Source organism: Dorea sp. YH-dor226 (assembly GCF_039832105.1).
Taxonomy (GTDB): domain Bacteria; phylum Bacillota; class Clostridia; order Lachnospirales; family Lachnospiraceae; genus Dorea_A.
In genome coordinates, this window is sequence record NZ_JBDOHS010000015.1 from 50535 (window position 1) to 65917 (window position 15383).

General features: G+C 41.1%; 19 protein-coding genes. 4 read left to right on the forward strand and 15 right to left on the reverse strand.

The genetic code is table 11. The features are described from left to right. Positions 1 to 3: 3 nt before the first annotated feature. Positions 4 to 996 carry an aldo/keto reductase gene (locus ABE547_RS11860; protein WP_347378989.1) on the reverse strand — a complete coding sequence of 331 codons (993 nt, stop codon included), beginning with the start codon at positions 994 to 996 and terminating at the stop codon, positions 4 to 6. Between the two features lie 212 nt (positions 997 to 1208). Between ABE547_RS11860 and ABE547_RS11865 the strand changes: the two genes are divergently transcribed. Further along, on the forward strand, positions 1209 to 2102 hold the full coding sequence (locus ABE547_RS11865; protein ID WP_347379003.1) for an AraC family transcriptional regulator: 894 nt from the start codon (positions 1209 to 1211) through the stop codon (positions 2100 to 2102). Here the strand turns inward: ABE547_RS11865 and ABE547_RS11870 are convergent. The 3 genes from ABE547_RS11870 to ABE547_RS11880 all read right to left on the reverse strand — a co-directional run bounded on the left by ABE547_RS11870 (position 2068) and on the right by ABE547_RS11880 (position 6306). Further along, on the reverse strand, positions 2068 to 3681 hold the full coding sequence (locus ABE547_RS11870; protein ID WP_347378990.1) for an L-serine ammonia-lyase, iron-sulfur-dependent, subunit alpha: 1614 nt from the start codon (positions 3679 to 3681) through the stop codon (positions 2068 to 2070). The two genes, ABE547_RS11865 and ABE547_RS11870, sit on opposite strands and share 35 nt — an antisense overlap. A 186-nt stretch (positions 3682 to 3867) precedes the next feature. After that, a complete protein-coding gene (locus ABE547_RS11875) occupies positions 3868 to 5922 on the reverse strand; it encodes an amino acid permease (protein ID WP_347378991.1) in 2055 nt (684 codons plus the stop codon). Positions 5923 to 5958: 36 nt separating this feature from the next. Continuing rightward, positions 5959 to 6306, reverse strand: a complete 348-nt coding sequence (locus ABE547_RS11880) for a hypothetical protein (RefSeq protein ID WP_347378992.1) — start codon at positions 6304 to 6306, stop codon at positions 5959 to 5961. Between the two features lie 242 nt (positions 6307 to 6548). On the opposite strand from ABE547_RS11880, the gene ABE547_RS11885 reads away from it, so the two are divergent. Beyond that, on the forward strand, positions 6549 to 6761 hold the full coding sequence (locus ABE547_RS11885; protein WP_347378993.1) for a hypothetical protein: 213 nt from the start codon (positions 6549 to 6551) through the stop codon (positions 6759 to 6761). Positions 6762 to 6898: 137 nt separating this feature from the next. Here the strand turns inward: ABE547_RS11885 and ABE547_RS11890 are convergent, their stop codons facing one another. From ABE547_RS11890 to ABE547_RS11905, 4 genes are all read right to left on the reverse strand, one after another. Then, entirely contained in the window at positions 6899 to 7105 is a 207-nt protein-coding gene (locus ABE547_RS11890) for a hypothetical protein (RefSeq protein ID WP_347378994.1), read from the reverse strand. A 459-nt stretch (positions 7106 to 7564) separates the two neighbouring features. Further along, positions 7565 to 8128 carry an FtsW/RodA/SpoVE family cell cycle protein gene (locus ABE547_RS11895; protein ID WP_347378995.1) on the reverse strand — a complete coding sequence of 188 codons (564 nt, stop codon included), beginning with the start codon at positions 8126 to 8128 and terminating at the stop codon, positions 7565 to 7567. Continuing rightward, entirely contained in the window at positions 8116 to 8535 is a 420-nt protein-coding gene (locus tag ABE547_RS11900) for a permease prefix domain 1-containing protein (RefSeq protein ID WP_347378996.1), read from the reverse strand. Before ABE547_RS11900 ends, ABE547_RS11895 begins: the two co-directional genes overlap by 13 nt. A gap of 3 nt (positions 8536 to 8538) precedes the next feature. Then, positions 8539 to 8688, reverse strand: a complete 150-nt coding sequence (locus ABE547_RS11905; RefSeq protein WP_347378997.1) for a hypothetical protein — start codon at positions 8686 to 8688, stop codon at positions 8539 to 8541. A gap of 167 nt (positions 8689 to 8855) precedes the next feature. Here ABE547_RS11905 and ABE547_RS11910 point away from each other — a divergent pair, with 167 nt between their 5' ends. Continuing rightward, entirely contained in the window at positions 8856 to 9242 is a 387-nt protein-coding gene (locus tag ABE547_RS11910) for a BlaI/MecI/CopY family transcriptional regulator (RefSeq protein ID WP_347378998.1), read from the forward strand. A 1-nt stretch (position 9243) separates the two neighbouring features. Next, entirely contained in the window at positions 9244 to 11043 is a 1800-nt protein-coding gene (locus ABE547_RS11915; RefSeq protein WP_347378999.1) for a BlaR1 family beta-lactam sensor/signal transducer, read from the forward strand. A gap of 11 nt (positions 11044 to 11054) precedes the next feature. Here the strand turns inward: ABE547_RS11915 and ABE547_RS11920 are convergent, their stop codons facing one another. The 7 genes from ABE547_RS11920 to ABE547_RS11950 all read right to left on the reverse strand — a co-directional run bounded on the left by ABE547_RS11920 (position 11055) and on the right by ABE547_RS11950 (position 15177). Continuing rightward, positions 11055 to 11222: a hypothetical protein gene (locus tag ABE547_RS11920; RefSeq protein ID WP_347379000.1), complete on the reverse strand. Its 168-nt coding sequence runs from the start codon at positions 11220 to 11222 to the stop codon at positions 11055 to 11057. Positions 11223 to 11243: 21 nt separating this feature from the next. Next, entirely contained in the window at positions 11244 to 11471 is a 228-nt protein-coding gene (locus ABE547_RS11925) for a hypothetical protein (protein WP_347379001.1), read from the reverse strand. Next, positions 11468 to 11821: a DUF3990 domain-containing protein gene (locus ABE547_RS11930; protein ID WP_347379002.1), complete on the reverse strand. Its 354-nt coding sequence runs from the start codon at positions 11819 to 11821 to the stop codon at positions 11468 to 11470. Before ABE547_RS11930 ends, ABE547_RS11925 begins: the two co-directional genes overlap by 4 nt. A 201-nt stretch (positions 11822 to 12022) precedes the next feature. Next, positions 12023 to 12202 (reverse strand): hypothetical protein, encoded by a 180-nt coding sequence (locus tag ABE547_RS11935; RefSeq protein WP_008705291.1) that lies wholly within the window; start codon positions 12200 to 12202, stop codon positions 12023 to 12025. A gap of 49 nt (positions 12203 to 12251) precedes the next feature. After that, the gene (locus tag ABE547_RS11940; RefSeq protein WP_073106959.1) at positions 12252 to 13688 is read right to left on the reverse strand and encodes a helix-turn-helix domain-containing protein; all 1437 of its coding nucleotides are present in this window, start codon (positions 13686 to 13688) and stop codon (positions 12252 to 12254) included. A 139-nt stretch (positions 13689 to 13827) separates the two neighbouring features. Continuing rightward, a complete protein-coding gene (locus tag ABE547_RS11945) occupies positions 13828 to 14214 on the reverse strand; it encodes a helix-turn-helix transcriptional regulator (protein WP_044924454.1) in 387 nt (128 codons plus the stop codon). A 189-nt stretch (positions 14215 to 14403) separates the two neighbouring features. Beyond that, a complete protein-coding gene (locus tag ABE547_RS11950; protein ID WP_055195155.1) occupies positions 14404 to 15177 on the reverse strand; it encodes a NifB/NifX family molybdenum-iron cluster-binding protein in 774 nt (257 codons plus the stop codon). Positions 15178 to 15383 lie beyond the last annotated feature (206 nt).

Genomic DNA, 15383 nt, shown 5'->3' on the forward strand with positions numbered 1-15383 from the left:
ATTTTAATATTCTTTTAAAATAGCTTCTATTGCCATTAATTCCTGGTTTGTAAACTCTAATTGATTTACAATCTTTACATTATTCGTAATCTGCTCTTTTCGACTTGCTCCCATCAATACAGTTGTCACCTTATCTTTGCGGAGATTCCAGCACAATGCCATCTCTGCAAGACTCTGTCCGCGACCAGCTGCAACTTCCTGTAATTTTCTTACAGTTTCCACTTTATGTTCTGTAATACTGTCCTTCTGTAAAAAATGATTTCTGGATGCACGGCTGTCCTTCGGGATTCCGTTCAGATACCGATCGGTCAATACTCCCTGTGCCAGAGGGCTGTAACAGATCACTCCTGCACCAACATCCGCAGCGGTATCGAGTAGTCCTGACTCTTCCGCCCATCTTTCCAACATATTGTAAAACGGCTGCACAATCAACAATGGTGTGCCGTTATCTTTCAATATCTTCGCTGCTTCCCTCACCTGTTCTGCATTGTAATTCGATAATCCCACATACAGAGCTTTTCCTTGTTTTACGATGTCTGATAACGCTCCCATGGTCTCTTCAAGCGGAGTATCCGGATCCGCACGATGATGATAAAAGATATCAACATAATCTAATTTCATACGTTTCAGACTTTGGTCGATACTTGCCATCAGATATTTTCTGGATCCCATATCCCCATACGGTCCCGGCCACATATCAAATCCCGCTTTGGTTGATATGATCAGTTCATCTCTGTAGGGGCGCAGGTCGCTTTCCATAATTCTTCCCAGATTTTCTTCTGCAGAGCCGGGAACAGGGCCATAATTATTCGCAAGATCAAAATGTGTAATCCCCTGATCAAATGCCTCAAAAAGCATTTCCTTCATATTATCAAAGCAGTCACAAGAGCCAAAATTATGCCAGAGTCCAAGTGCTATTCTTGGCAAAAACAGTCCGCTCCTTCCACATCTTAAATACTTCATGTTGTCATAACGTTTTTCACTGGCCTGATACATATTCTTTCTCCTCCATTATTTATGATATCATTCTATGAATTATTATAATGAATCATCCGGACAAGTAAATGCGTGTCGTCTACACTTTTTTGTGTCACAGCGACAATTGCTCTTTTTCTATTTCTCTGTTACAATAACAAATAAACTTTATAACGGAGATATCAAATATGTATTTTAGCTTTCGTTCAACTGTATTACCACACATAACATTCATGAACAAATGTACCACTCCTGAGCATTGGAAACACCCCAGGCGTATCCTGGATGAATACGTGCTCTTCATCATTCTTTCCGGTGAGATGTATCTGCAGGAAGACGATGCCAGGTATCTGCTAAGACAGGGAGATTACATTTTTCTTCAGCCGGGCCACGTACATTATGGATATCAGACTTCTCAATGCGAATATTATTACATTCATTTTTCCCCCAATTGTCTGGACAGCTGGGACTGCCATGAAATCTCACAGATCATGCAGATCATAATTGATAACAATAAGCTTTCTTATCAATGTGATCCTTTTGGCGAAGATTCCTATACCAGATATAAACTCTTCGTACCCAAAGACCGCCATATATACTCTCATTCTACTTTACAGCAGATCCGCCTCCATATAAATGAACTCGAAATATTAGAGAGCAAACATCTGTCTCACTACAAACTGATGTGCTCTTCTCTGTTTATTCAGATACTGATACTGATTTCCAGAGATTTTGTAGCCCATCTCCTCCGGGAACCTCCGGCTGCTTCCTCATCTGAAAGCCATAACGATATCTATGCGTTAATACAATACCTTCATCTTAACTACTCAGAACCCATCACCGGAAAGCAGATATCTGAGTACTTGGGTGTCAATTTTGATTCCCTGAACAGGCGATTCAAACGCGAAACCGGTTATACTATTTTTCACTATCTCAGACAAATTCGTTTGAATCACGCCCGTGAACTCCTGACAACAACACAGTTAAAAATGGAGGAAATCAGCGTACAAACAGGCTTCTGCGATCAGTACTACTTTAGCCGTGTATTTAAAGACGAATTCGGAATATCACCAAAAAAATATGCTTCTTCATTTAAAAACACCCAGAACAGTCTGCATCCTCTTTAAAATGCCTCTCTGTTTTCTTCAGGATCTCCAACGCTGTTCTTGTCTTGCCAAGCCCTCCGAAAGTACACCGAAGCTCCAGCGGCAGAGAACGCCCGATCTCGTAGATCGCCTGAATCGTCTCATCCAGCGGGATCACTTTATCATATCCGGCAAGGATCATATTGGCGCTGGAGATTGCATTGCTTCCGCCCATGATATTTTTCCCAAGACAAGGAACCTCCACACGATTACCGACCGGATCACATGCAAGTCCTGTGATGTTCTGCAGCGCGACAGATGCAGCATCCACACACTGCCAGATGGTGCCGCCCATCATCTGTACGACTGCAGCAGCGGCCATACCAGATCCCGCTCCACATTCCACCTGACATCCTCCGACTTCCGCCGAAAATGTCGCCTGCTCCGCAAAAAACACACCGATCAGTCCTGCAACAAACAATCCTTTCATCATCTCTTCCCGGGAAAGATCCATGGCACGTCCCAGACCGATGATCGTACCGGGAAGACATCCGCAGGAGCCACATGTCGGTGCTGCTACAATCAATCCCATGGAGCTTTTGGTTTCCATGACGGCGGTAATTGATTTGATGACCATATTAAGCGGAGTACACGGAACCAGCTTCCCTTCCTTCTCTGCCTGGTCTATCTTCTGCGACTGTGCTCCCAGAATCCTGTCCTGATACTGTGTCCCGTCCAGTCCACCGTCTACTGCATTCTCCATAATCTTCAGTATCTCATTCATCCGGTCAATGACCGCCTCTTTCGTTGTGCCTCCTCTGCAGCTTTCGTAATATACGCCATACTCCCAGGCTTCCATCGGATGCATATCTGCATATTCCAGAAGTTCTTCCGCCGTAGAATATGGAACTGCACAGTCTCCACCGGAATGTGTCGGAAGGACCGGTTTCAGGTATATGATATCTGTAACTCCTTCCAGTTCTTTCAGCGCTTTCAACACTTTATCATCGATCGCAGAGGCATATTTCATATTGATCAGTAATCTTCCTGATCCACTTTCTTTCAGCGTATAATCACTGTCTCCTGTCAGACTCCTGATTTTCTCCTCATACTTCTGTTTCTCCGGTTCTTTTCCATCACAGATGACCAGAAGTTCATAGAAGTCCCCACAGATCGTTACCCTGAAATCTTCCAGTTTCTGCATCTCTATCATTCCACCACCCACAGCGATTGCTTCCCAGTGGCGTACTTTTCCCGTCTCATCCATAATTTCCATCCGGTAATTCCCAGGATGAACTGCTCCATAGTCAAGGATCCGGTATTCAATATCTATCCCAGCTTCTTTTGCGAGTCTCTCATACTGATCCACATCCGGATCTGAAAGTGGCATATCCATCAATCCACAGGCGAATCCCATATCCGTTCCATGTCCCGTATGAGAGGCAGCAAGTGATCCATTGATATCAAAATCCACGACCGCTTTTACAATCCTTCCCGGCATTGACTGCCTCACAAGATTCGCAATCCTGGCTGCTCCCGCTACATGAGAACTGGATGGACCACGCATGACAGGTCCGATTACATCATTAAAAATACTGCATGGAAGTTTTTCCATCATCATTCTCCTCCATTTCCAAGATCTAAATCATATAATCAGGGATTGCTGTAAACGCATTTGTAACATTCTGATAGGATGCAATTTTTACAGGAAAAGCTGAGGTAAGCGACTCAGCATCGAAGCGTTCCTGTAAAAATTGCATATATACAGAAGGATAGTAAAAACATTTACAACAATCCCTGATATGATCTAAACCTCTAATCCAGTTGTTTTCTCCCCTTTTTCTTCGGCCTTTCGTCTGCAGATTTCTTCAAAGTCTTCTATCGCATCTTCAGAGCCCATCATCCAGAGGATGTCACCTGCCTCAATCAATGTTGTAGCAGTCGGAAGTTCAAGAATCTTACTGTAAGGAGTTTTCAGACCTACGATCATGAGATGATAACGATCCTGAATTCTTGACTCGCGGATCAACATATCACAGAACGTATCGGTCGGCAATACGCGGTACTCAATACAGCTAAGCGGCGACTGTTTCTCTGTATCACCATACCCCATGAAATCTTTCAGTGTTGAAACAGAATATTTTTGTCCAACGTCCTGATAATCGCGGAATCTGTCGAGTGCCTTTGCAACACCGACTGCAAATACACGATCACCGGCATATACATGTGTACTTCCGCCCGGAACAAGAATAATCTCTGTCTTTCTTTCAATCTTAATAATAAATACATTCTGTCTGCGTCCCCAGTAAAGCTCCGTAAGTGTTTTTCCTGCATACTCTGCCTCTTTCGGAACTACGAAAGACATAACCTTGTAATCGCTCTCGAAGCTGTCCACAAATCCCGGTAAAGTAATCGTAGAGTTTGATTCTGACATACTTGCAAAGAGGAACGCCGCTCTTGTAAGTGTTGAGTACTGTTTTCTTGCCCTGTAGTCCTTCAGGTACAACACTCCGCCGGCGAGCATCCATGCCGCAAAAATGAAGATTGCTCCTCCGCCCATGAATACCGGCTGCCCCGGCACAAACAGAAGAATGAATAATCCAGTCATACAGATTGCCGCAAACCATGCCATCGGCAGACCGCCCGGGATCTTATATGGTCTCTTTAATGCAGGCTCTTTCTTTCTGAGAACAATCAGGCAAAACGCTGTGATCATCCAGCTTGCAACATACCCTGCAGCCGAGAAGCTGGTAAGAGCACCAATTAGACCACTTCCTAAAAACGGTCCGATCAGAGATGCAACCAGGCTGACCTTCAATGCATTGATCGGTGTTTTATACACCGGGTGCTGCCTTGATAAGCTGAATGGCACAATACTTACTCTTGCCATGGCCATGAGAATCTGTGAAGATGCCATCATAAATCCGTTCCAGGTCGTAAGGAGACCGCAGACCGCACCGAATAAAATCAGCACATATAAAATATTTCCAATTCCCCCCGGATAGAGTGAGCGGAACATCAGCGCCGCAGCCGGGTTTGAAAATCTGATAAAATCTTTCCATGGAAGAGCTCCGCCTAACGTAAAAAGAAGTAATGCGTAGAAAAGACAGGATAGTACAACTGTGATAACAACCGTTTTTCCTACTCCTTTCGTATCTCCGCCGGCACTTTCAATTCCCTGAGGGATCGTCTCAAATCCTGCAAGGAAGAATGGTACAGATGCGAGGATAGAAGCCATACCACCGATAAATGAACTGTGGCTTCCCGTTCCTGTATTCTCATAGAACGGCTGAAGGTTTCCAATATCAAACTTGATCGCTGCACAGATCATTGCAAGGATACCGGCTCCAACCAAGGCCATACAAAGTACTTTTTGCAATGTTGCAGATGATGCGACACCTTTTTTGTTAATCGAATAAAGTACAACCGAAATAATTGTTCCCAGAATAATATGACCGATGTAAATATCCGCTCCTGCCAGTGTATATAACGGTGATCCCGCTTTTAAGATCGGAAAAACAATACTCAGAATATCTACAACGTAGATTGCCTCCCACGGAATAATCGTAATAAACGCTCCGAATGCAGCCCATCCGGAAATAAACGCAATTCTGTCACCGAACGCACGAAATGCGTACGCCATACCACCACCGGATACCGGAAGCATTGTACACAACTCACAATAACAAAGTGCAATCGGTACCATAAGAATCATTGCGACCATATATCCTGCCGCAGCCGGCAGAGGCCCTCCACTACCGTTCATCCAGCTGTTGATTGAAACTGCCCAGCCGACTCCTACAATTGCGCCGAAACCGATACAGAAAAAATCGATAGCGGATACACCTTTCTTTTTCTCCATTTCCTCATTTCCTCCCATAACATTTCTTTATTCTTTTTAAAAATATTTTCTTGCTGCCCGCGGAATAAATATTGCATACAGAACTGTCGCCACAACAAATGCCACCAGCCCGATCACGATATAGGTTGCCGGAAGTCCGATCACGACATCCACCAATTGAATGACTCCATAGATAAGTGCTACGATTCCGAGTATCACTACATATGGGATTACTTCTTTGAGAAATGCTGCTTTGTCCTTACATTTTGATGCCTTTGTATCCTTACCAAGCAAAATCTTCTCATCGATCGTCTGTGTCTTCGTCATATGGATACTGGAATATATGCAATATGCTCCACACCCCACACCCAAAAGCCCAAAAAGTATGTCCATTGTTCGATCCATCGTCTAGTCTCCTTTTATTTCATATTCCTTATTTTCTCACGTAGATTCATTATATCATATTCATCTTTGTACATACATCTTTTTATAAAAAACATCTCCAAGATTCTTGCTTCCTATAAGGTAAAAATAGTATCTATGACACTTTAACTCCCCTGCCTCTCAATCTGAACATAAGAAACTGTACCTTACATCTCTGTTCTGGATACAATCAACTTATCTTATCCCGAACGGAGACTATGCTTATGAACACTATTACAGAAAAAGAACTTGTAAAGAAACTCAGAGAAAAATACACCAAAAATCCACCTGAAGGTATGACAGCAGGTATGATTAAAAGAATGCGTGACAATGACCTTCTTGATATGGATTACTTTTTACATGAAGATGTATTCAATGAGGATGTTGAAGATGGATTTTTATCTTCTAACACGTCTCTTTATTTTATCTGCCCGTAGACCTGCGGACTTTATCTACAGTCTAAAACCGCCCGATTGGGCGGCTTAAATACATTAATCATAATGAAACTGAGCTGTTACATATGGTAAGATCAGTCCTTTGAGACACTGTGGTTCATATTGGGCAGCATATCGAATCAGGATTTCGTCCAGATACTTATCTTCATCACCTGCCACATAAAGTTTTTTCGAATTTCTCTTTCCTCCTTAAATTCAGAATGAGAATCTTCTGCCCCTTCCTCATCAAGTGAATATTTATCAAAGATTCCGTCTTCCCCGATAAATACAGACAGGAAGTAATACCGCTCTGTATCCAACTGAATGTTCAATCTCCATTTTTTCAATAAAACATCATGAAAAACGTAGCGTTCTTCGATTCCTTCTCTTCTCTCTTTCCGGCGAACTTCTGTATATATGTAAGATCATACTCTAGGTAGTCATTTTTATCCTTAGAAATATTCATTAAAATGCACGGACGTATCACAAAATCACTATGAAAGATATTTCCTCTCCATTTCACCCAGCAGGAATAAACGAACTTCTCTCTCAGACAATAAAAACACCTTGTCTCTGCAAAGCGATCCAAATCCGGCTTCTTTTATCTCCTTTGAAATCAGACGATTCTTTTCTTCATCCGAAAAAACATTATCATAAAAATCTTGATTACATACCTTTCGTACCACAACGTGACCATTCCAAATACTTCAGATCCTCCTGAAAATAACTTCCTAACAACATCTTATCTCTCCTCTTCGGTCATGATAATGTATTATAACCTTTCCTGTTAAGATGTGCCATTATTATCACGATACCTTACTCATAATCCTGTTTTTATTCTGGCGAATCCTGACATGCTGCGGATAAACATTTTTGTATCTGTATATGCTCAGCATAATACCCATTAATCCATAAGAAACAATAAGATAACTTCCTCCTGCAGATAAAAATGGCATAAATGTTGCTGCCGGTGGAAATGCTCCTACATTTTCCAATACATTTATCAGAAAGCTTACAAGAAATATCATGCCACATCCCATCATCATGCCCAACTGATTCTTCTGCCTCATGGCTGTATGAAAAACAGTAAGAATCAACACAGCTAAAATGCAGCATACAAGAATCGCCGCGAGCATTCCATACATAGATAATAAATAGGCCAATATATAATCTGCATTATACGCGGGCAACATTTCCGTTACATCCACCCCGCTGTTTCCCGCAAATTTATTTGCTGTCAATATAGAACGCAATGTTGCTGTAAGATAACCGGCATCCCCACTATTAGAAAAAACTGCCTGTATACGTGCCTTCTGATAGGGTGCGAAAGCATTTCCCCAATACGCCGCAAGAAAAATCACAATCGGCATGACCGTGATCTTGCTAATAATGTATAATCCAAAAAGTACAGGAAAAACATGACTGCAATTCCCAGCACGACATGAATCACGTATCTTCCGGAAGCAGACGCATCTCCCTCACCTATATGTCTGGCAATCATGAGATGGATCATAATTCCGGCAACACTAAGCAGGATAACCATAACCAGAAGCTTCCATGCAATCTGCGGTTTATGAATACGATCAAGGGAAATCCCCGTTTCGACCGGATCTCCCATATCTCTGACAGCCTCTTTTTCTGCATCTTCATAATTCATACCGGCGTGAATGTTTGCCTCAATCTGATCTTCAATATGATCCTGCAATTCCTGTCGGATATAGGGTCGTGCCTTCTTACAGCGAATCTGTTCCAGCAATGTCTTTAAATATTCATCCATCCATTACACCTCCAATGCAAGAACAATCGATACTGCCGCAGCATACTCTTTCCATTCTTCCGTTTTCTTTTCCAGAAGTGTTCTGCCCTGTTTCGTCAGACTATAATACTTTCTGGTTTTTCCTCCGGCTTCCTGTTCATATACCACCATCAATCCCTATTACTTTCTCCTGCAACAAGGCTAATATTCATGAGCTTATTAATGACTAAATATCATTAGCTGTCAAGAGCAATAAAAAACTACTTGATTTATATTTGACAAAGAAGCAATTCCGGTTATATACTTTTTTTATTACATCTGTAAGAACAGGAGGAACCAACATGAGAGAACTGCCACAAATATCGGAAGCAGAGTTTGAAGTCATGAAAGTCGTATGGAAGTATGCACCAATTAATACAAATGAAATTACAGAAAAGCTGGTCCGGACCACAAACTGGAGCCCGAAAACAATTCAAACGCTGATCAAACGTCTTGTTTCCAAAAAAGCACTTACTTATGAAAAGCAAAGCCGTGTTTTCGTTTATACACCGTTAGTAAAAGAAGGCGAATATATCCGCCGGGAAAGCAATACTTTTTTAAAACGCTTTTATGATGGTCATATTACATCTATGCTTGCCTCCTATCTCGAAGATGACAAGCTGTCCGAAACGGAAATAGATACCCTCCGCTCCCTTCTTTCCGAAAAGCAAAAAAAGGAGGAAAATTGATGTGCCTGATTTTTTGATACGCTTTTTCATATCGAACGTATTTATCAGTGGTATTATCGTCCTACTCCTGATTGCTAAAAAAATATTCAAAAACAGCCTGTCAAGTCGAATGCAGTACCATCTATGGTTTCTGCTGCCGGGATTATTGGCGGTTCCTTTTGTACCCTTCCCGCTGATCAGATTGCCGGAACTTTTCCCCTGGTTCGACAGATTACAGAATTTTCCTTCGATTAACGCCGGAACAGAAATGAGCGAAGCGGAAAGTGCAGATCTGATTGGAAATATAAGTTGGATGAATGACTTTGCTGTTTCTGTAAATAGCAGGACACCATCCATAACCGGATACATATTCCTGGGTATTTGGATAACAGGCAGTCTTATCATGATCCTGTTGATATTAAAATCTTCTCTCCGTCTGCACACAATGCAGAAGTCCGCACTCCCCCTTCAGAATCCAGAAGTCCGCAGACTGTATGATTCTTGCAAAAACGAAATGAACATAAAAAAAGAGGTACCTGTCTTCAGCACCGCATTTTTGAAGTCTCCAGTTTTTGTAGGGTTTTTGCGTCCTCGAATCTATTTGCCGATTCATCTGATCTCCGATTATAAGAAATCTGATATGCGGTATATGCTGCTGCATGAACTTCAGCATTATAAGCACAAAGATTCCCTCGCCGGCTATCTGATGAATCTTACAGTCGTTATATATTGGTTCAATCCTTTTGTATGGTACGCACTAAAAGAAATGCATAATGACAGAGAAATTGCCTGTGATACGTCCGTTTTAAATATGCTTGAAGAGGATGATTACAAGGATTATGGCAATACACTGATTAACTTTGCCGAAAAAATATTCCTGTCTCCTTTTCCGTTTGCTGCCGGTCTTGGCGGGAACAGGAAGCAGATAAAACGGCGAATTATAAATATTGCCTCTTATGAAAAGCCAACATTCATGAAAAGACTAAAAGGTATAACCGCATTTATACTGACTTCCGTGCTTGTGACAGGACTGGCACCTTTCGCTACTACTTACGCAGCGGATGGAAGTCATTATCAGCGGAATGCTTCATCAGAAAATATTTCCTACGTAGATCTTTCTTCGTATTTTGACAAATACGAAGGCTGCTTCGTGTTATACGATCCGAAAAATAACGCCTGGAGCATCCATAATGCGGCTCATGCTTCCCGGCGGGTTTCCCCAGACTCTACCTACAAAATATATGATGCACTGTTTGGATTAGAAGAAGGTGTCATCACACCGGATGACTCTCTGATTGCATGGAATGGAAAAATCTATCCGTTTGAAGCATGGAATGCTGATCAGACGTTGCAATCTGCAATGAGTGCTTCTGTAAACTGGTATTTCCAGGCAGTAGATGAACAGCTTGGTTCTGCTGTCCTTCATAACTATATTCAAAAAATCGGATATGGCAACCAAAACATGAACAGTGATTTTTCGACTTATTGGCTGGAGTCTTCCTTAAAGATTTCCCCTGTAGAACAGGTCGAACTTTTAACAAAACTACAGAGTAACAGCTTTGGCTTTGCTCCTGAAAACATCAATGCGGTAAAAGATGCTATCTGCCTTTCCACTTCCGCTACCGGAACATTATATGGAAAAACCGGAACCGGACGTGTGAATGGACGGGATGTGAATGGATGGTTTATTGGCTTCGTTGAAGCACCTGATCATACATACTTTTTTGCCACAAATATCGAAGCTAATGATAATGCTACCGGAAGCAATGCTTCAAACATAACTTTGGCTATATTATCCGACATGAATATCTGGATACACTAGAAAATACTCAGTCATCCAGAATGATAATTATCAATCACATCACAGATTTCATCATTATAAACCCGGATAATACCTTCCACTTCTGATTCTCCCGGCAGCATTGTATCATAAATCAACCTCTGATAAACCTTTCCCATCTGGATTGCACTGGGAATTGTTGTTACCAATTCGGGATCCACTGCAGTAACATCAACATTCCCCTACGCAAGATCATATTCTTCAATCCAGTCATCTTCCACTGCTAAAGGATTTTCCGCATGAAGAACATTTGCTACACTAATCAAATGCTCCAGATTCTTCTTGCCAATCTCATTGACCACATACTTGTTACGCTGATGGAGTTTTCTTGCGACCCGTTCAATCATATAACAAATAAAATACACATCATTCTTCTTGATTTCTTCATCCGGGAAATATTTGTTTGTCATAGCTTTTCACTCCCTTCAAAATGCAATGTTTTCAAATCACTGTTTATCGTATATACATAGCTGTTCACAACAGATTCTCCACGTTTCGTCAAAGCCCATCGTTTTGCCTGTCTCTTTAGATTCGTACAGTAGAATCCATATCCAAAGTCTTTGTGATGATGCCATAATATGTCTCTTCTCTGCGGTTTTGCCTTGAACATAATCGCAAGATAATCGCTCAAACTAATTTGTGTCAGCAGTGTTAACACAAATTCATCATCACAGTAAGTCTCATAAAATTTCTTCGAGCTATATAAGTCACGTCTGTTAAATTCCTGTTGGCACATCAGATACTTTATATGTTTTATCATATCAAAAATCCCACAAGTTCACAATGAACTTGTGGGATAATCATAGCACTTATAAACCATCGGATACTATTCAAACTCCTTTGCGGACTGCGTTTCATGACACGCAAAGGCTGTTATTAGAGGTTTATATTTCGAACGTGTGTTCTGTTTTTGTGTTTTTCGCACCGCTTATGAAGAAATAAACTCCAAAATAACTCCATTTTACTCTTTATTATTTTGTTGTTCTTCTCTTGCGTAAAGAATGTCCAACGCCTGGAATATTACATTACTCATAGTCTGATAATGTCTCTCTGCATAAGATACTAGCTTTTCTTTTTGCTCTGGTGACATCCTAATTCTCAGACTAGAATCTTTGCCGTCTAATGATGGTTTTCTAGGCATCTTTCTCTCCTCCTTACATTTCATAGTTTAACACGAATTGATACAAGTGTCAATCTCGTTTTGTTAATATCACCCATTTCCCTTTTTGGCTACTTCCCTGCCTCTTCAGATAATTCTTTTCCTTCAATTTGGTTATATAATACTTCACACTAGCAAGATTCCAATCTAACGCATTAGCCATTTCTTTCTGCGTGATTGAAGGTTGCATACGTACAAGATTCAGAATTTCTATTTCTTTCTCACTCAGTACATTTTCATCTTCCACTTGGTCTAATCTCTCTAAATCTTGGTTAGCTTGGTTAGTAGCTTGGTTAGCTTGGTCAGTTATTGGATTGACTCGGAACAACTCTACCCGAAACATATTATCAAATTCCTGAAATCTCGGCTTTGGAAGTCCATACTCTTCTGCAGCATTAAGGATTCTTTTTATTCCGCTTCCCCATGCCTCTACAAGTCCCATCTGACTGAATATATTGGCAATGCCTTTATTCCTGATCTTCGAATGACCATTCATGACTTCCTCATAAGTTAATCCGTTATATAATCCACCCGGAGATGTCACCTCCAATCTGTCATCATAAACTGCGACCTGAATACAGGATTCATCTAATAGGTTACGGTGACAATGGGCATTAATAATCATTTCCCTGATTGCTTCCGGTGGTAACTCATATTTCTCTTTTCGCACCAATCCGTCAATTGTTGCTCCAAGCCGAATATTTCTCAATACAAAATCTACTGCTTCTTCGATTTGTGTATAGATTGGTCCTGTAAATTCTCTCTTATCCAGAAACATTGCACGATCTGTTCCCTTGAATACCGCACATTGTGTTTTGGAGAATGAAAAATAATCTGATGTCAGCAACGCATAGGCATTCGTTGCCAGAAGCTGTCCCTCGCTCTGCTTCAAAATTTTCCAGTTTATCAGCTGCTCTTTCTTTACAGAATGTTCTGACATTCCTGCTTTCTTCCGGAACTTTTCAATATCCTGACAAAGTTTCTCTGTTGCTTCCTCTGAAACAGGATAACCCACACAAGTAAGCTCATCCCATGAGATTCTGGCCCCTTCCATTTCCAGTTCTTTTATCTTCTCCGGAAATGCCTGTCTTGATGTACCTGCTACACGGATATAAGTGCCATTATCTTTTCCCTTTGATTTTAGATAATACGGTCTGTTCTTTCCAGCTTCTACTGATACAACAATGACCGTTTTCCCGTCTACTGTCTGTGGCTCAATATCAGGAATGATCTGTGGCACACAGGAATCAGAAACTGCATTGGCAATTCCATCCATCAGCTGAAACAACACATCATTTTCCACACCAACAATCTGGTGTGTTTTATCATCTACTCCAACAATCAGCTTGCCACCTTGTGTATTGGCAAAAGCTACGATTGTCTTCATGTACTTTTCACTTTTATCAGGTAAGGATACCTTGTACTCAATATTTTTCGATTCCCCGGAAAACATAGTATCTTCTACCATTCTTTCACTCCTACTCTATACTCGCACCACTGGTACGAATAATTCTATTTCCAGAGCAATCTTCTCTGGATCATTAACACTATTATACGTTCTATTCTTCTTTTCTATCAAGCAAGAAAACAAAACAGTTCATTTCTTCTTACCATTTTCTTCTGTTCTTTTTTGATGCCAGATAAAGTCTCGTCATCTCATCCATGAAAATAGTTTTGTCCTCATTGGTCATAGTTCCACTGGCAAATAAAGCAGCTACCTGTTCAAGAATCTGCCTTGCCTGTTTAGCACCAGCATATTCACTTGGCTCATCATTACCCAAGCACACGGTTTCATTATCATTCATAAGATAAGAAACCTGACACTGAAATGCATCTGCCAGTTTTTGATATAAACTACTCTGCTTCGGATATCGTCCTTCAACTTCCCAAGATCGAATTGTTCTATGAGAAACGCCCACCATATCACCCAGCTTTTGTTGAGTCATTTTTTTCTCTTTTCGCAACTTCCTAATTTTATCACCAAATGTTGTCATAAGTATACATCTTTCTCCTATGAGTTTTGTACATGCTTTATTTTTCTAACCACAATAAAAGTATATCATTATGCAAATAAAAAGAGAACCCGACATCACAAGCAAATTTGATGATGCGGGTTCCCTTCCCTCTTTATAGATCAATACCTTTTATTTTTTCATCTTATGATCCGATGGCAATCTCACTTCTTAATGACAACTGTGGCTTCCACATCCATGCTCGCCACATGTATGTCCTTCCCCGTTGTTGTGCTCGTGATGAGAACATTTCACATCCGGATTATACTCAAGTGTTTCATTGATAAAAGCTTCTACTGCTTCATCCGCATCTCCGGAAACTCCTCCGAAAAGCTTGATGCCTGCTGCCGCTAACGCTGTCTGTGCGCCGCCTCCAATTCCGCCACAAATCAAAACGTCTGCATTCAATGCATTAAGAACTCCTGCCAATGCGCCATGTCCACTTCCATTCGTATCTACTACTTCTGAATGTACTACTTTTCCTTCCTCTACATCGTAAATCTTAAATGTCTCTGTGTGTCCAAAGTGCTGGAAAATCTGTCCATTTTCATATGTTACTGCTATTCTCATGATACCTTCTCCTTTTTCTGCTGCATATTTTTTGTAAATTTCCTGTTTGTAACATCCTCCAAAGCTGCAGTTGCCGCTCTGACCGTCACAGATTCTGAAATCTCCGCCCTCAATTTTGAGTGGATGCCCGTCGATAAGTGCATCTGCAATCTTTTTCCTGGCGATCTCGTAAATTCGCTGGACCGTTGTTCTTGCGACTTGCATAGATGCTGCACACTGCTCCTGACTGTAACCTTTCTTGTCCAAAAGACGGATTGTCTCGTACTCATCTACCGTTAGAACAATGGGTGTTTTTTTCTCAGTATCATCTGCCGGAAGAAATTCTAAAACATTGGGGAAATGACAGACTTTTCTGCATTTTACTGGTCTCGGCATAAACTGCTCCTTTCTCGCTTTTCTTATATAATAGCCCTATAAAAGGCATATGTCAATAATGTTTTTGACATATGCCTTTTATGAATTGTATAGGTGTCAATGATTGGTAACACTTCACCCCCAAGATAATGTCAAGGGAAAGGTGGAGATTCTCGAAGAGAATACTACCTGACCTTGACATTATCCTTCATGATATACTGGTTCAC